Source organism: Exiguobacterium sp. s191 (assembly GCF_018618955.1).
In the GTDB taxonomy this organism is placed as follows: domain Bacteria; phylum Bacillota; class Bacilli; order Exiguobacteriales; family Exiguobacteriaceae; genus Exiguobacterium_A; species Exiguobacterium_A abrahamii.
On record NZ_JACSNC010000001.1, the window covers coordinates 1,410,173 to 1,426,616 of the forward strand.

Here is a 16,444-nt window from a genome sequence, read left to right on the forward strand (position 1 = left end):
GTAAAAAAAGGATGTTCCTCAAGCGAGGAACATCCTTTTTTCATTATTTGAATCGAGCAATCGCACGCTTTCGCGCTTCGTCATGTGCGACGATTGGTTCTGGATAGCCATAATCCTTGCGTTGCTCAGCAGTCGGTTCATGAATATACTGCTTTGATAAATCCTTGATTTCCGTGACATACTTTCGAATGAACGCTCCATCCTTATCGAACTTCTTCGATTGAGTCGTCGGATTGAAGACGCGGAAGTACGGGACGGCATCCGTTCCGACCGATGCTGCCCATTGCCAACCCCCGATGTTTGATGCTGCTTCATAATCAACGAGTTTCTGCTGGAAATATTGTTCGCCTTTCTGCCAATCGACCAACAAGTCTTTTGTCAGGAAAGAAGCGACGATCATCCGTAGACGATTATGCATCCACCCCGTTTGATTCAATTGCCGCATCGCTGCATCAACGATCGGATAGCCCGTTTTGCCTTCACACCACGCCTTGAAGCCCTCTTCATCGTTCTCCCATTCGATTTCCCGATATTGCGTATTGACGGCTTGTCGTTTTGATTCCGGGAAATGCATTAAAATCATGTAATAGAATTCACGCCAGATGAGTTCGGTGATGAAAGTCTGTTTCCCTTTTGATTCTTTTGCCTCCTGAACAGCCGCATAGACGGTCCGAATGCCGATTTCTCCAGTCCGTAAATAGCGAGAAAGTAAACTCGTACCGTCGACAGCAGGAAGATCACGGTTCTCTTCGTAGCCTGCAAGCGATTGTTCGACGAATTTCTTCAAGCGTTGTTTCGCCTGCTTTTCACCAGGATGGAAGACGGCTTCCGACTCTGCCTTTTTAAAATAAGCGTTGATGAAACTATTATCGTGCTGACGCTTTTGATAATGATCCCGCAGCGTTTGCCACTTGACTTCATATGGTGCAGGAATGTCTTTTTTCATGAATGCATTCTTATATGGCGTGAACACTTTATAGAACTTTCCATCTTGCTTTTTAATGTCATGCGGGTGAAGAAGATGCCGGTCTAGTAGCCGCTCCGTCTGACGATCTTTACGCTTTTTAATGATTTTTTCATCTCGCGTCTTGAATGGTTCGACATATTCCGCATTAAATAACAAGATGTCCGCATCATCAGTTGCGTCTAAGAAAGCCTGTTCATCCCCTTCGATGAAACGGATCGGCATCTCTTTCTCTTTGCAGGCATCAGAAAACATTTCGAGCGCTTGGAAGAAATATTGTTGCCGTGCTTCATATTCTCCGATGTAATCCGGATTGAGCCAAAAGACGAACTCGACCGTCGCCTTCGGATTTCCATTTAGTAATTCAACAGCACGTGCCAACATGTGGTTATCTTGTAATCGAAAATCACTTCGTACCCAACAAATAATGTTCAATCGTATCCTCTCCCACTACGTATTGAATGAAAAACAGGCAGCCCGCCGAGCGTGCGCCTGTTTTTCGTTGTGACCTTATACGAATTCAATCAGTAAGTCTTGACTCGCGATAGCTTCGCCTTCCTTGACGTGGACGGCTTTGATTTCACCGTCTTCCGGTGCTTGGATCGTCGTTTCCATCTTCATCGCTTCCGTGACGAGGAGTTGCTCTCCTTTACGGACACGTGTACCCGTTTCGACGAGTACCTTCAGCACGCTACCCGGCATTGAGGCACCGATTTGTTTCGCATTGCTTCGATCTGCTTTTGGACGACTTGATGAACTTTCCTTAATACTGATGTCTTTGACTTCGACTTCACGAGGAACACCGTTCATCTCATAATAGATCGTCCGCATACCATGATCGTCTGGCTGACCGATTTGAATCAACTTGAGGTAGAGTGTCTTGCCTCGTTCGATTTCAACCTCGATCGTCTCACCTAGACGCATTCCATGGAAGAACGTATTCGTATCAAGAACAGAGATATCGCCATATCGCGCGACATACGAACTGTAGTCCATGAAGACTTTTGGATAGAGCGCGTAAGCGAGTGCATCAAATTCTGTAACGGGACGTTCAAGTTTTTCGAACAACTCATGTTTGATTGCGTCAAAATTGAGTGGGTCCATCATCTTACCTGGACGTTCTGTCAGCGGAGCAGCTCCCTTGAGAATAGCCTGTTGAACGTCTTGCGGGAAACCATCTGGTGGTGTTCCGAGCTCCCCTTTCATCAGTTCGACGACTGAATCCGGGAAATCAAGTCCACTTGCACGGTGCAAGACATCCTCTTCTGTCAGATGATGTTGAACCATGAAGAGTGCCATGTCTCCAACGACTTTTGACGATGGTGTGACTTTGACGATATCGCCAAACAGCATATTGACACGCGCATACATCTCTTTGACTTCAGACCAACGATCCGCAAGTCCAACCGCTTTTGCTTGTTGCTGTAAGTTCGAATACTGTCCACCCGGCATCTCATGGTCGTAGACCGTTGGATTCGGTGCGATCATATCGAGTTCGAATGCTTGATACAGATGACGCACGTCCTGCCAATAATCCGAAATCTGTTCAAACTTCTGTGCTGATACGAGCGGTTGACGTGGATGACCACTTAAGGCATGAATCAAGCTACCACCCGCTGGCTGACTCGTCAGTCCCGACATGCTTGATGCCGCGACGTCTACGACGTCGACACCTGCATCAATCGCACGCGCATACGTATAAATCCCGTTCCCACTCGCATCGTGTGTGTGGAGATGGATTGGTAGCGATACCGCATCTTTAAGTGCTGATACGAGTGCGTAGGCTGCCTCCGGTTTCAAGAGACCCGCCATATCCTTGATGGCAATGATATGAGCGCCGCTTTCTTCCAGTTGTTTCGCCAGATTGACGTAATACGGCAGGTGATATTTCGGTCGATTCGCATCGAATAAATCCCCTGTATAACAGACAGCTGCTTCCGCGATTTTACCTGTCGGCAAGACCGCATCGATGGCAAGTTGAATCGACTCCGGGTTATTCAAGCTATCGAAGATTCGGAAGACGTCGACTCCTGCCTGCGCCGCTTCCTTGACGAACGTGTGAATGACATTGTCCGGATAGTTTTTGTAACCAACGCCGTTCGCACCACGAAGCAACATTTGAATGAGGACGTTCGGCATCTTTTCACGTAATTTCATCAGACGAACCCATGGATCCTCCGACAAGAATCGATACGCAACATCAAACGTCGCGCCTCCCCATGCTTCGACCGAAAACAGTTCAGGGAGCAGTTTCGCCTCCGCTTCGGCGATCGCAACGAGGTCCTTCGTCCGCATCCGAGTCGCAAGGAGCGATTGATGGGCATCACGGAATGTCGTATCCGTCAACAACACATTCTCTTGTGCTGCCAACCACTTCGCAACAGCTTCCGGACCTTCTGCATCGAGGATCGCTTTCGCACCCGGTGTATAGTCTGCCGGAAGATTTTTTGGAATCCGGACGTCACGCGCAAGCGGCTTGTCCAATTTCCCGATTCCCGGGAATCCATTGACAGAAACCTCTCCGATGTACGTCAAGAGCTTTGTTCCCCGGTCTTGGCGTTTCGGGAAGATGAATAATTCCTGTGTATCATCGATGAACGAAGTGTTGTAATCGCCACTAACGAACGCATGGTGTTTCAAGACGTTGCTCAAGAATGGGATATTCGTCTTAATCCCACGGATTCGGAATTCACTTAAGTTTCGACGCATCTTCGCGACCGCTTGGTCATACGTCAAACCGTGTGTCGAGATTTTAACGAGCAACGAGTCATAATATGGTGAAATTTCTGCTCCGACATAGGCATTCCCACCATCAAGACGTACTCCAAAACCGCCTGGTGAACGATAGGCCTTGATCTTCCCTGTATCCGGCAAGAAGCCGTTTTCCGGATCTTCTGACGTGATCCGGCTTTGAATCGCAAAACCAAGCATCTTGATGTCTTCTTGTTGCGGAATACCGACGAGGTCACTATGTAACGATTCGCCTTCAGCGACACGAATTTGCGTCTGAACGATATCTACGCCCGTAATCATCTCCGTGATCGTATGCTCGACTTGGACACGTGGATTCACTTCGATGAAGTAAAACGATTCATCTTGCGTGACGAGAAATTCGACGGTTCCCGCATTCTCATATCCGACATGTTTCATCAGTGTGACGGCAGCGTCACAAATCTTTTGGCGACCTTCATCCGAAAGCGTCACACATGGCGCCACTTCGACAACCTTCTGGTGACGGCGTTGCACCGAACAGTCCCGTTCAAATAAATGAATGATGTTTCCGTGTGCATCCCCAATGATTTGGACTTCAATATGTTTAGGACGTTCGATTAGTTTTTCGACGTAAATCTCATCCGAACCGAACGCTTTCAAGGCTTCTGACTTTGCCCGTTCAATCATGTCCGGAAGTTCTTCTTCTGTCCGGACGACACGCATTCCGCGTCCACCACCACCAAGCGATGCTTTGACCATGAGTGGATAGCCTGCTTCCTTTGCGAACGCATACGCTTCATCAATGGATGAGATCGGACCATCCGTTCCCGGAATGACAGGAAGACCGGCTTCAATCGCAGTCGTCCGTGCACGTACCTTATCCCCGAACTTATACAGGTGCTCTTCTTGCGGTCCGATGAAGATGATTCCTTCTTCACGGCAACGTTTGGCTAGCTCAATATTCTCAGAGAGGAAACCATAACCAGGATGGATCGCATCACAATCGGCTTTTTTCGCTGTTGCGATGATATCTTCAATGTCGAGATAGGCTTCGATCGGTTTTTTACCTTCTCCGATCCGGTACGCTTCATCGGCTTTATAGCGATGAAGAGAACCCATGTCCTCTCGCGAATAAATGGCAACGGTACGAATACCGAGTTCTGTCGCTGCACGGAAAACGCGAATCGCGATCTCCCCGCGGTTTGCTACGAGAATCTTCTGGATTTTAGTCAACTGATGCTCCCCCTTTAGTTAATGAGCTCGTGGCACTCATCGAACGTGCAGTCTGCACTTCTTTATGATACGCCATCCGATATTTGTTTTGCATGGAAATGTTTGCCATCACACCAAGCATCGTACTCATGACAAGTAACGACGACCCACCGTAACTGATGAATGGCAAGGTGACACCTGTACCTGGAAATAGACCGGACATGGCCGCGATATTGATACATGTCTGGATGAAGATGATACCGGATATCCCGAGAGCGAGCATACTCGAATAAAGCGAGACACACCGATTAGCGATGATTGCCCCTTGAATCATCAGATAGAACAATAGACCGAGTACGACAAGAACCCCGATGAATCCGAGTTCCTCCGAGATGATCGACATGATGTAGTCGGTTTCAGGCTCTGGCAGATAACCATACTTTTGAAAACTATTCCCGAGACCTACTCCAAATAATCCCCCGTGGGCAATTGATATGACGGAGTTGATGAGCTGATATCCCTTCCCTTCTGCGTCAAGGAAGGGATTCAAACTTGCTTGAATCCGTTGCATCTGATTATCCGAAAAATTATTCCATGCGTACAAGAAGATGATTGGTACGGTGACGACACATAACATGATGTAACCACTCGGTAATCCAACTGCGAATAAAATCATCGCCGTGATGAGTAACAGAATGAACAATCCGCCGTCATCCGGTTGCATGCGAATGATGATCGCGTAAGGTGCAAGTAATACAACCATCGGAATCAAGATCCAGTCCGAGAAACTAAGTAAAATCCGTCTTCCTGGAGACGTCGCTGGAATTTGACGATGGATGAAGTGATGGACGATCCCAATCACGCCGTCCATTTTCCCTTTGTGCTTTTGATCAAAATAACTCGCAAGTCCGACGACGAGCACGAATTTACAAAGCTCGATTGGTTGAATCAAGAAGATACCGAAGTTCAACCATGCGCGAGCCCCGTTTAGTGGTGCCGAAAACAGCGTCGCCATCAACATCAACCATGTAATCGCGTACAAGAGTAAACGAATCACTGGTCCACGGAACACCTCATGATTGATTTGTGAAACGAAAAGGAACAGCACGATCGCCATCGCATCAAACATCAACTGCTTCTCAAAGAAGGACGTATTCGCATAATCTCCACCGTTCCACACGCTCGCACTATAGACCATGACCGTACTGATCGCCATGAGGATGAGCATCGTAAAGAAGAGACCATAGTCAAAAAATGCTCGTTTTTCTTTAAACTTCGCTAACATATGTACACGTCCTTTTTTCATTTTCTAAAAAAAAATACCCAAACGCCGCATTTCACGTTTGAGTAGAAAATCAGCACGTCTCCGCATCATGTAAATCAGATAATTGCTGTTCAAGTGATTCGAGTAATTGTTTCCCCTCACCCGCATCAATCAGTTCAAGACGTACCGCAAAATCAATTTGACGGGATAATCCGAACATTTGTGTATCCAATACTTCCTCGTAAAGAGGACATTGTGGCATCGTTAAATTCGCAAGCTGGACCTCGATCAACCGGCGGATTTTTTGTGCATCCGCTTCTAGTAGCTCAAGAGCGCGCTGGCGATGAACTGTCTCGATTTCAGTTGACAATCCAATCCCTCCTCATCAAATGACGCGTTCCTGTTATAGCTAAACTTTACCTTACTTTCGCCAACAATTCAACGTTTCGGTATAATGGATTTGTTGGACTTACACATTTAGGGGGTAGAACAAATGATTTTTCCGATTAACGGTAAAGTACGGCATCAGTTAACGATTGATCCGACAGTCTGGATCTTTGATGAACGAAAGGTAGCAATCGAGAAAATCGGGCAACCAGCCGACACAAGTGAACAAGAAGCGTACTACGCGAAAATGGGGGCTGCGTGGGATAAAGGCATCATGGAAGGCAGTCGTACGGATCACAATCGTCCGATGACACGTGCTGAAAAAGAAGCCGCGCTTCAAGGGTCATTCGCAATGGCGCTTGCACCGTTCATCCGGAATGCCGAGCTTTTACCGGATGCGATCGCCATTCGTTTCGAAGGCGAAGAAACGGTCGAACTTCCACTTGAGCAACTCGACGAAGTGTATCTGCAGTTCTCACAAGACGGCAAAGTGTTAGCAGATGGACCCGTTCATCTATTACACGGACAACAGATCGTCAAATCCGTTCATACGGTTACTGTCATATAAGGAAAACGTGGTGCGCCTGAATAGACGCACCACGTTTTTTCATAGTAAATCGGCTGCGAGGCGTGCCAAGTTCGAGCGCTCCCCTTTGACGAGTTTGACGTGTCCCGTCATCTTCTCATTTTTGAGTCGTTCTACGGCGTAGGATAGACCATTGGAATACTCATCTAGATACGGATGATCAATCTGCTGTGGATCCCCGACCAACACGATTTTCGAGTTTTCACCGACACGTGTCAAAATCGTCTTGACTTCATGTTTCGTCAAATTCTGCGCTTCATCGATGATGATGAACTGCCCCGGCATACTACGTCCCCGGATGTACGTTAATGCTTCCAGTTGAATCGTCTTCATTCCGGCGAGAATGTTACCTAGTTCGTCTCCCGATCCCGTATTGAAAAGGTGTTCGAGGTTATCGTAGATAGGTTGCATCCACGGACGAAGCTTCTCTTCCATTTCACCCGGCAAGTAGCCGATATCGTTTCCCATCGGTACGACAGGACGAGCAACGACCAGTTTTTTATATTTGTGCTCGTCTTCCACTTGCAGGAGACCCGCAGCGAGTGCGAGTAGCGTTTTCCCGGTACCTGCCTTACCAACGAGTGTCACAAGTGGTACATCGTCACGTAATAATAACTCAAATGCCATCCGTTGTTGAACGTTTCGTGGAATGACGCCCCAGACTTGGTCGACATCGATCGAAAGTGCCCGAATGATCGGCAAGTTCTGATCAACGACGGCGATGGCTGAAGCTTTCGACATGTTACTTTTTAAGATGACGAACTCATTCGGTTGCACTTTTTCTGGCAAGACATCCACCGAAAGCCGTTTGTCCTGATAGAAGGCATCAATATATTCCTGATCGACGGTCACTTCGATGAATCCTGTATAAAGACCGGTCAAATCAGCGATATGATCCGTCATATAGTCTTCAGCGACTAATCCATACGCATCCGCTTTGACGCGGACTAAGATATCTTTTGAGACGAGAATGACATCTCGTGGGGTCGCTTCGGTTTGTTGTTCCTGATGAATCGACCATGCCAGTTCAATGATCTTATTATCGTTTGATTCGTGCGTAAACGGCGAACCTTCATGAATGGAGTCCCCGATATCGACGCGAAGAATACCGCCGTTTCCGAGTGGCACTCCCGCATGAAGCTGACCCGTTTCTCGTAATTGGTCTAAAATGCGAGCTGTTTCTCGTGCATTACGTCCAACCTCATCCATGTTGCGTTTTTTTCCATCTAGTTCTTCTAGTACGATCGCTGGTATGACGACGTCGTGCTCCTGGAATTGGAAAAGAGAAAGTGGATCGTGAAGCATGACATTAGTATCAAGTACGTATATTTTTTTCATTCCATCGTTCGCCCCTTTAGAGTCGAGTTTGTGATGAATGTTACGCTTTTAGGATGCGATGAACGAGTTGATCCAACCGTTCGGCTGCCTGTTCATCGTATGTTTTTTCGATAGTCGGTCGTTGTGTGACAGCTGCTCCGTAAAACAAGATGTCACGCACCTCCTCAACGCGTCCCTCATAAAAAGCGAGTGGCAACGGAAGGTCTTCTTGCGGCGTAAACGCCTTGACGTCCGTACACGTTAAGCTGTACGTCGACTGATCTGCAAAAAAGATCAATGTGAAGACCGGATGTTCTCGTAATGTTTTAACGAGATGAGAATCTGCTTCGATTGCAAAACGAACCGTTTGCGAATCCGTCGCATGTACCCAACTGATTGCATGTGTGATGGGCCAATGTTTGGATTGATCATGCGTAATCAAAAAAACGAGTGGTAATTGCGATAGTGCTTCTAGTTGACCTGAGTTAAGCTGTTGTTCAACTTTATTTGCCATGACATCACCCCCTCTACGACTTAGTGATGATATTTCGAGATATACTTCTCGTTTCCCTTTTTTACATCTGAATAATCTTCTAATATGATATACTAAGAAAAAAAGGGAGGACCTGACATGCGAGTGAAATGTACGATTTGCGATAAGCGTGAAACGATTGATGATTGGTCCTTCACGGCGAAGCGATTACGCAATAAACCTGTTCGTGTCCATATCTGTGATGAGTGTCGATCACGCGTAGAAGAACGGACACTTGAACGCCACGCTTCTGGACAATTCCATTTATACCCGACGTGGGAAACGAAACGAAAACACTGGTAAACAAAAGGTCTGCGGGAAAATTCCCTGACAGACCTTTTATTGTTCATCGATTGATTCGAACGAGTCGATCATCATCTGCCGATGGATTCCCTCTTCCGTCCGTATTATTTGTAATATAGTAAATCGATGTCTCGTCAATCCAGACATCTCGAATCCGACCTTGGTTTTCGACAATCGTCTTGACTTGCTTCGTCTCTAGATCGATGGTTTGTAATCGTTGCCCGACAAGCGTTGCAAAATAAAGTGTATTCTCTGCTGTTGCAACTCCACTTGGTGCAACAGATTGTTCTCCTACTTCATACCACGGCGTCACCAGTCCGTCTGCTTGCTCTTTCCCTTCAATCGTCGGCCATCCATAATTCTTTTGTTCGATTCGATTGATTTCATCGTGCCCACTTTGCCCATGTTCGCTTGCATACAGTTGATCATCGACGAAAACAAGTCCTTGTGGATTCCGGTGACCGAGACTGTAGACGTATCCTTTTTGATTCCCCTCGAACGGTTCTCCTTCAGATGTGATGCGTAAAATCTTTCCTGCCAATGAATCAATGTCTTGCGCTAGTTCAGGATTCGCTGCGTCTCCTGCTGTGACGTAGAGCGCGCCTTCAGGTCCCCATTCTAGCCGTCCACCGTTATGAATCGTCGCTCCGGGAATATCATCGAGTAAGACACGTTCTTCCGTCCACTGGTCACCCTCTTCTTTTATCGCGATGACGCGATTCGTCGCTTGTCCTTGTTTGGCGTACGTATGGTAGACGTATGCCGTCTTATTGTCCTTAAAATCAGGATCAAGTACCATTCCAAGCAATCCACCTTCTCCTTCAGCGAGGACATCCTCTTTCAGCTGAAGGCGCATCCGTTCATAATCACCTTTTTCTCCTTTGACAATCGTTCCTTCTCGTTCCGTGATGTAAAATACCTCTCCTTCTCGGACAATATTCCACGGAGCGTTTAGCTCTTTAAATACGACTCCTTCTTGCGCTTGAGATGATTGCGTTGCTTCTTGATCACCTGAATCCTGTTGATTGTTTTCTTGTGTCGTCTGATTCGTTTCCTCTGTTGACGATTCTTCTGACGTTTGTGTACAGCCCATCAGAATACCCGCTAACAATAGGGGTATGACATACCTTACTTTCACTGTTTTCTCCCCCTTTTAGTATTCTTGTTCCCGCTACGCTTTAAATCATGCATCTGAATTGGCTCAAAAAAAAGAACGAACCTCCGAGGAGATTCGTTCTTTTGATTCATGACACGCTTCCGTCAAGAAGCTGTCCGTTCACGTTCACGCTTGACCATCCACATCCGGAAGCGATAAATACCAAGTACGAAGACCATCGCAAGGAGTACTTCAGGAATCGGCCATGTCCAGAAGACAAGCGTCAATGCTGCCGAGAAGACGGCGAGCAAGAGATAGACGATCAGTGATTTCCACCATGCTAGTTCCTTAGCAAATCCTAACTTAAAGACGACAAGTGTCAAGATGACGACGGTAATCATTAAAGGATAAAATCCCGCTTCGATGTTATTCGGATCACTTCCGATACCGAGAAGTTTCGCGATGAACGGAATATCGTATTTCGAGAAATCAGAAGCAACGGCAGCTTGTGCATTCATTGCCAGTCCCCCTATTCGTTCAAGACTTAATCTTTACCTAGACGACGACGTTTTTCTTGCTTTTCACGCTCGTTCTTATTCAAGACTTGTTTACGGAGACGAACCGATTGTGGTGTGATTTCACAGTACTCATCTTCGTTCAAGAATGTCAACGACTCTTCAAGTGAGAAGACACGTGGACGTTTAAGAACGTTCGTTGAATCTTTTGCAGATGCACGCATGTTCGTTAATTGTTTTGCTTTAACGACGTTGACAGCGAGATCGACATCACGGTTACATTCGCCGATGATCATACCTTCGTATACTTCAATACCAGGCTCGATGAAGATCGTTCCGCGGTCTTCAAGAGCTGAGATCGCGTAAGCAGTTGCTTTACCTGTTTCGATTGAGACCATAACTCCACTACGACGTCCACCGATATCCGCTTGGATGAACGGACGGTATTCTTCGAATGTGTGGTTCATGATTCCGTATCCGCGTGTAGCAGAAAGGAATTCGTTACGGTAACCGATCAAACCACGTGAAGGAACGATGAATTCCATCTTCGTTTGACCGTTGTCCATTGTTTGCATGTTCGTCAATTCACCTTTACGGAGACCGATCGATTCCATGACAGAACCTGTGTACTCTTCTGGTGTATCGATGACGACGCGTTCGAATGGCTCGACTTTGACGCCTTCTTCTTCTTTGATGATTACTTGCGGTTTCGATACTTGAATTTCGTATCCTTCACGGCGCATGTTTTCGATCAAGATCCCGAGGTGAAGTTCCCCACGACCAGAAACGATCCAGCGGTCCGGTGAGTCTGTGTTTTCGATGCGAAGTGAAACGTCTGTTTCGAGTTCTTTTTCAAGACGCTCTTCGATTTTACGTGAAGTAACGAGATCCCCTTCACGACCAGCGAATGGCGAGTTGTTGACGATGAATGTCATTTGAAGCGTTGGCTCATCGATACGTAATAATGGGAGTGGATCAACGTGTGAAGTTGGGCAAACCGTCTCACCGACGTTGATATCTTCCATACCGGCGATCGCGATCAAATCTCCAGCTTTTGCTGTTTCGATTTCGACACGTTTTAGACCGAAGTAACCGAACAACTTCGTAACACGGAAGTTCTTCGTTGAACCATCAAGTTTTGAAAGCGAAACGCTATCACCAACTTTGATTTCTCCACGGAAGACACGACCGACACCGATCCGTCCGAGGTAGTTATCATAGTCAAGCATCGTAACTTGGAACTGAAGCGGCTCCATTGTGTTATCGACAGGCGCTGGTGTGTGCTCAAGAATTAAATCAAGAACGTTTGTGATTGTATCTTCTTGTTTCTCTAATTCAGGTTCAAATGAACTTGAGCCGTTGACTGCCGATGCATAAACGACTGGGAATTCGAGTTGATCTTCGTCAGCTCCGAGGTCGATCAAGAGATCAACGACTTCGTCGACGACTTCAAGAGGACGGACCATCGGTTTGTCAATTTTGTTGACGACGACGATTGGTTGAAGTCCTTGCTCGAGTGCTTTTTTCAAAACGAAACGTGTTTGTGGCATACAGCCTTCACGTGCATCGACGACGAGGATAACGCCATCAACCATACGCATGATCCGCTCAACTTCTCCACCGAAATCGGCGTGTCCTGGCGTATCAACGATGTTGATGCGTGTGTTCTTGTAATCAATTGCAGTGTTTTTCGCAAGAATCGTGATTCCACGTTCCCGCTCGATGTCATTTGAGTCCATTGCGCGTTCTTCGACTTGTTCGTTCGTACGGAACGTACCAGACTGTTTTAAAAGCTCATCGACTAATGTTGTTTTACCATGGTCAACGTGGGCGATGATCGCAACGTTGCGTAAATCATTTCGTACTAATGTTGTCATAGGTGTGTACCTCTTTCTATTCATTTAAATAAATCTTATCATACTTTCGGTCAACTTTAAGAGTATAGCACAGGTAGAGTCCTAATTGGCAATGACTAAGATTCGACATCAGTCCGAAAGCCTTTTCATTATCCTTCATTCACGCTACACTGTTAACGTACTCACGGGTAGAGGGGGAAAAGAACATGCGCCTGCTATTTTTATTACTCGCCATGCTTGCCGTAGGATCCATGGCAGCCATCGGCATCTTCATCGCGGAACAAAACGTCCCGATGACGATCGCCTCTGTCATCTTGATGATTGTTGCGATGGGTGCTGGGTTCGTCTTAAAGGCACGTTTACGAAAACAAGCATGAGCAAAAAGGTTCCTTTCGTTCAAGACGAAAGAAACCTTTTTTCAATCCTCTTGTGTTTGTACGAATGTCAAAACATCTTCAACGAACGTCCGGCTCCCTGCTAGCACACTCGTTTGTTCGAGAAATGACATCGATTCACCTGTGATCGTTCCGACACGCCCACCGACCTCTTCAATCAATAACTGACCGGCTGCGTAATCCCAAGGCATATTACGCATCGTGATATACCCGTCAACACGCCCTGCAGCTGTCCATGCGAGTTCAAGTGATGCTGCACCGATTGCTCGTACACCTACTGCGTGTCGTACGAGTGGCGCAAGACGATCCGTATTGATTCGACGATTTGGTGTCACCCAGGTCGCGTTCATACAGATGATTGCTTCTTTAACACTCCGCTCCTCAATTTGTGGTAGTCGTATGCCGTTTTGATAAGCACCATGCCCTTTGATGACATGGAACAACTCGTCCGCCATGACATCGTAGACGAAACCATAGCGTAACTCACCATCCACCATAATCGCGATCGAGATGGCAAACATTCGTTTTTGACGAATGAAGTTCATCGTTCCATCGATCGGATCAACGAACCAGATCGTGCCTTCGAGTGTATCGGGTCGAGCGATTCGCCCTTCTTCCCCATAAATATGATGATTCGGATAGCGATCTAAAATACCTTGGATCAATAAATCCTCGACGGCTTGATCAATCTCTGTCACTAAATCGCTTTTTCCGGTTTTTTGTTCGACGTGATACGAACCATCAATTTTTTCGCGAATGTACTTTCCCGCTCGTTTGATCAAATCTATCGCATCCAACTCAATCTGCATTTGAGTTCACTCCTTCATCGTTGTTTCCAGCTTCTTCTATAGTAACAAAAAAAGAAAACCAGCGAACAGTTCGCTGGTTGAAGAGTTGATATTTTATTATAAGGTAGAGATCGGAACGTTGAAATCAAGCTTCAAGACGTACCATCTCTTGACGATATTTTTCGAGGCGCTCTTTACTTGCGCCAACAGCTTCTGCGTCACTTGCCACCATCGCATCGTGTAATGTAGCAAGCTCATAATCGATTTCGAGACGCAATACAGGAATGCGTTTTTCTGCATCTTTTCTCTTGTATGCTTCTATCACTTGTTTCACAGTAACCACACTCCTTCGCGGGATAAACAGAGGTTTAATTTGTCAGACAATTGCGACTTATTAGTGGATTGAATCTATAATAGTACGATTCAACTTAGATGTAAAGCATCTAATTTTAAAAAATACAGTTTCACATATTTGTAAGACCAACGTCTTGTATGTAGTATATAGCCGCTTCCTTTCCACTTTAAACAAATGTTGATCATTTCCCGCACATTTCCAGTCGGATTAAAAGATAAGACTCCTATACGATCGCATAGAAGTCTTATCTTCATGATCCAATTATTTCTTCATACGAACAATCGGTTCTTCCTGACGTTTCGCTTGTTGCATCGTCCGATAACTCGAGCAACCGGTCTCTTCCATATAAAACTGATCCCACTGTTTTTCCTCGGATTTCGAGGTGACGATTTGCTTGAATTCACGATACGCTTCGAGCAATCGTTGTCTTTCAACACCTGTCTCATACGCTTGCTCGACTAAATTAAAGAAGTCGATGACTTTCACGATTTCTTCAGTCGACCAATCGGAATTGAGCGGATAATTCAATGCCATCATTCCCACTTCCTTTCTGCACTTTTCTATTTTACACGGAAAAGAAGCATAAAACAGTTGCAACCGTACGAAAACTTGTTATAGTTAGCTTGTTTGATTGTATTTTTATTCGGTTTTAAGGGGGGAAATCTGGTGCAAACAAAAAGCTTAACACAGCTCGATACACCTTTATTCGATGCGCTACTTGCGCATGCGAAACGTCAACCAATTCAATTTCATATTCCCGGTCATAAAAATGGTCAAGGAATGGATCCAGCCTTTCGATCGTTCATCGGTCAGAATGCGCTCGATATCGATTTAATCAATATCGCTCCCCTTGATGATCTCCATCATCCAAAGGCAATCATTAAGGAAGCTCATCAATTGGCAGCTCAAGCCTTCCATGCCGACGAAACGTTCTTTTCCGTACAAGGAACTTCAACGGCCATCATGGCGATGATCATGAGTGTCGTCGGTCCTGATGATAAAATTCTCGTTCCTCGGAACGTGCATAAATCGGTGATGTCAGCTATCGTTCTTTCTGGTGCGCATCCGATTTTCATTCATCCTGAATTCGATGAGACATTCGGAATCGCACACGGTATCACACCAAGCGCGGTAGAACGTGCCCTTGCACTTCATCCCGATACAAAAGCAGTTCTCGTCATCAACCCGACCTATTTCGGCGTTGCTGGTGACTTAGAGAGCATCGTCAAGCTTTCCCATAGTAAAGGTATTCCGGTACTCGTCGACGAAGCACACGGCGTCCATATCGCATTCCACGAAGATATGCCGTTGTCAGCGATGCAAGCAGGAGCTGATCTTGCCGCAACCAGCGTGCATAAACTCGGTGGCTCACTTACAGGAAGCTCTGTCCTGAACGTTCGTCGCGGACTTGTCTCTCCAGATAAAGTTCAAGCAGTGCTCTCGATGTTGACGACGACATCGACATCTTACCTGTTGCTCGCTTCTCTTGACTGCGCTCGGCGTCATCTTGCGATCAACGGTGAAGCGATGAATCGTCGGGCCCTTGAACTTGCGACACGGATGCGCTTTGGATTAGCGAAGCTTCCTTATCTCGCCGTTTTCGGTGAATCCGATCTGCATTCGAGTGCTACGTTCGCTTTTGATCCAACGAAAGTGCTTGTTTCCGTCAAAGGACTTGGTATTTCTGGTCACCTCGTCGAAGAGTTCTTACGCGAAGAACATCGGATCGAGGTTGAACTTTCTGATTTGAATAACATTCTTGTCATCATCACGTCTGGTGATTCGGAAGAGACGATTGACGCCTTCTTACATGCGATGTCATTACTTGTCGCACGTTATCAAAATAATGGCGCCGAAACAACTGATCATTCGATTGTTCTTCCAGATATCCCAGCGCTTGCTCTCAGTCCTCGTGATGCGTTCTATGAAGAGACAGAGACGATTCCGTTGGTCGATGCGGTCGGACGGATTTCAGCTGAATTCATGATGGTATATCCACCTGGTATTCCTATCTTCATCCCAGGGGAGATGATCACGGCAGACAACCTTGCTTATATTAAAGAAAACATCGAAGCCGGTCTTCCGGTTCAAGGTCTCGAGGATCATTCGCTCGAGACAATCAAAGTCATTCAACAATCGAATGCGATTCGTTAAAAATGCAA

At 46.3% G+C, this 16,444-nt stretch carries 16 protein-coding genes; 4 read left to right on the forward strand and 12 right to left on the reverse strand.

What is annotated here, in order from left to right:
* Window positions 1–43 precede the first annotated feature (43 nt).
* The 4 genes from KNQ09_RS07625 to KNQ09_RS07640 form a co-directional block, all read right to left on the reverse strand.
* Window positions 44–1,399, reverse strand: coding sequence for a cryptochrome/photolyase family protein (locus KNQ09_RS07625; RefSeq protein WP_214858062.1), 1,356 nt, complete (start codon window positions 1,397–1,399; stop codon window positions 44–46).
* Between the two features lie 75 nt (window positions 1,400–1,474).
* Window positions 1,475–4,909: a pyruvate carboxylase gene (locus tag KNQ09_RS07630; RefSeq protein ID WP_064299604.1), complete on the reverse strand. Its 3,435-nt coding sequence runs from the start codon at window positions 4,907–4,909 to the stop codon at window positions 1,475–1,477.
* On the reverse strand, window positions 4,902–6,173 hold the full coding sequence (locus KNQ09_RS07635) for an FtsW/RodA/SpoVE family cell cycle protein (RefSeq protein WP_064299603.1): 1,272 nt from the start codon (window positions 6,171–6,173) through the stop codon (window positions 4,902–4,904). The genes KNQ09_RS07630 and KNQ09_RS07635 overlap by 8 nt, the downstream gene beginning before the upstream one ends.
* Before the next feature lie 70 nt (window positions 6,174–6,243).
* Window positions 6,244–6,522 carry an Fpa/YlaN family protein gene (locus KNQ09_RS07640; RefSeq protein ID WP_023468835.1) on the reverse strand — a complete coding sequence of 93 codons (279 nt, stop codon included), beginning with the start codon at window positions 6,520–6,522 and terminating at the stop codon, window positions 6,244–6,246.
* A 123-nt stretch (window positions 6,523–6,645) separates the two neighbouring features.
* Here KNQ09_RS07640 and KNQ09_RS07645 point away from each other — a divergent pair, with 123 nt between their 5' ends.
* Window positions 6,646–7,107 (forward strand): hypothetical protein, encoded by a 462-nt coding sequence (locus KNQ09_RS07645; RefSeq protein WP_064299602.1) that lies wholly within the window; start codon window positions 6,646–6,648, stop codon window positions 7,105–7,107.
* 39 nt (window positions 7,108–7,146) lie between these two features.
* On the opposite strand, the gene KNQ09_RS07650 is transcribed toward KNQ09_RS07645, so the two are convergent.
* Window positions 7,147–8,463: a PhoH family protein gene (locus KNQ09_RS07650; RefSeq protein WP_023468837.1), complete on the reverse strand. Its 1,317-nt coding sequence runs from the start codon at window positions 8,461–8,463 to the stop codon at window positions 7,147–7,149.
* A gap of 40 nt (window positions 8,464–8,503) precedes the next feature.
* Entirely contained in the window at window positions 8,504–8,956 is a 453-nt protein-coding gene (locus KNQ09_RS07655) for a PNPOx family protein (RefSeq protein ID WP_050677546.1), read from the reverse strand.
* A gap of 117 nt (window positions 8,957–9,073) precedes the next feature.
* On the opposite strand from KNQ09_RS07655, the gene KNQ09_RS07660 reads away from it, so the two are divergent.
* On the forward strand, window positions 9,074–9,277 hold the full coding sequence (locus KNQ09_RS07660; protein WP_029342171.1) for a YlaI family protein: 204 nt from the start codon (window positions 9,074–9,076) through the stop codon (window positions 9,275–9,277).
* Window positions 9,278–9,320: 43 nt separating this feature from the next.
* On the opposite strand, the gene KNQ09_RS07665 is transcribed toward KNQ09_RS07660, so the two are convergent.
* From KNQ09_RS07665 to typA, 3 genes are all read right to left on the reverse strand, one after another.
* Window positions 9,321–10,415, reverse strand: coding sequence for a PQQ-dependent sugar dehydrogenase (locus KNQ09_RS07665; RefSeq protein WP_353049749.1), 1,095 nt, complete (start codon window positions 10,413–10,415; stop codon window positions 9,321–9,323).
* A gap of 122 nt (window positions 10,416–10,537) precedes the next feature.
* Window positions 10,538–10,891, reverse strand: coding sequence for a YlaH-like family protein (locus KNQ09_RS07670; protein WP_023468841.1), 354 nt, complete (start codon window positions 10,889–10,891; stop codon window positions 10,538–10,540).
* 26 nt (window positions 10,892–10,917) lie between these two features.
* On the reverse strand, window positions 10,918–12,765 hold the full coding sequence (gene typA, locus KNQ09_RS07675; RefSeq protein WP_023468842.1) for a translational GTPase TypA: 1,848 nt from the start codon (window positions 12,763–12,765) through the stop codon (window positions 10,918–10,920).
* A gap of 185 nt (window positions 12,766–12,950) precedes the next feature.
* On the opposite strand from typA, the gene KNQ09_RS07680 reads away from it, so the two are divergent.
* Complete coding sequence (locus KNQ09_RS07680) at window positions 12,951–13,121, forward strand: DUF5325 family protein (protein WP_023468843.1); 171 nt, start codon at window positions 12,951–12,953, stop codon at window positions 13,119–13,121.
* A 41-nt stretch (window positions 13,122–13,162) separates the two neighbouring features.
* On the opposite strand, the gene KNQ09_RS07685 is transcribed toward KNQ09_RS07680, so the two are convergent.
* The 3 genes from KNQ09_RS07685 to KNQ09_RS07695 form a co-directional block, all read right to left on the reverse strand.
* Entirely contained in the window at window positions 13,163–13,948 is a 786-nt protein-coding gene (locus KNQ09_RS07685; protein ID WP_214858063.1) for an inositol monophosphatase family protein, read from the reverse strand.
* Window positions 13,949–14,072: 124 nt separating this feature from the next.
* Entirely contained in the window at window positions 14,073–14,261 is a 189-nt protein-coding gene (locus tag KNQ09_RS07690; RefSeq protein ID WP_023468845.1) for a hypothetical protein, read from the reverse strand.
* Between the two features lie 282 nt (window positions 14,262–14,543).
* The gene (locus KNQ09_RS07695; RefSeq protein ID WP_023468846.1) at window positions 14,544–14,816 is read right to left on the reverse strand and encodes a UPF0223 family protein; all 273 of its coding nucleotides are present in this window, start codon (window positions 14,814–14,816) and stop codon (window positions 14,544–14,546) included.
* 132 nt (window positions 14,817–14,948) lie between these two features.
* Between KNQ09_RS07695 and KNQ09_RS07700 the strand changes: the two genes are divergently transcribed.
* Window positions 14,949–16,436 carry an aminotransferase class I/II-fold pyridoxal phosphate-dependent enzyme gene (locus KNQ09_RS07700; protein WP_035406702.1) on the forward strand — a complete coding sequence of 496 codons (1,488 nt, stop codon included), beginning with the start codon at window positions 14,949–14,951 and terminating at the stop codon, window positions 16,434–16,436.
* Window positions 16,437–16,444: the final 8 nt, after the last annotated feature.

Bases quoted from the DNA above. Each gene is read 5' to 3' on its own strand.
- KNQ09_RS07635 (WP_064299603.1), bottom strand. From the start codon at position 6,173: ATGTTAGCGAAGTTTAAAGAAAAACGAGCATTTTTTGACTATGGTCTC.
- KNQ09_RS07645 (WP_064299602.1), top strand. From the start codon at position 6,646: ATGATTTTTCCGATTAACGGTAAAGTACGGCATCAGTTAACGATTGAT.
- KNQ09_RS07650 (WP_023468837.1), bottom strand. From the start codon at position 8,463: ATGAAAAAAATATACGTACTTGATACTAATGTCATGCTTCACGATCCA.
- KNQ09_RS07655 (WP_050677546.1), bottom strand. From the start codon at position 8,956: ATGGCAAATAAAGTTGAACAACAGCTTAACTCAGGTCAACTAGAAGCA.
- KNQ09_RS07660 (WP_029342171.1), top strand. From the start codon at position 9,074: ATGCGAGTGAAATGTACGATTTGCGATAAGCGTGAAACGATTGATGAT.
- KNQ09_RS07670 (WP_023468841.1), bottom strand. From the start codon at position 10,891: ATGAATGCACAAGCTGCCGTTGCTTCTGATTTCTCGAAATACGATATT.
- typA (WP_023468842.1), bottom strand. From the start codon at position 12,765: ATGACAACATTAGTACGAAATGATTTACGCAACGTTGCGATCATCGCC.
- KNQ09_RS07680 (WP_023468843.1), top strand. From the start codon at position 12,951: ATGCGCCTGCTATTTTTATTACTCGCCATGCTTGCCGTAGGATCCATG.
- KNQ09_RS07685 (WP_214858063.1), bottom strand. From the start codon at position 13,948: ATGCAGATTGAGTTGGATGCGATAGATTTGATCAAACGAGCGGGAAAG.
- KNQ09_RS07695 (WP_023468846.1), bottom strand. From the start codon at position 14,816: ATGGCATTGAATTATCCGCTCAATTCCGATTGGTCGACTGAAGAAATC.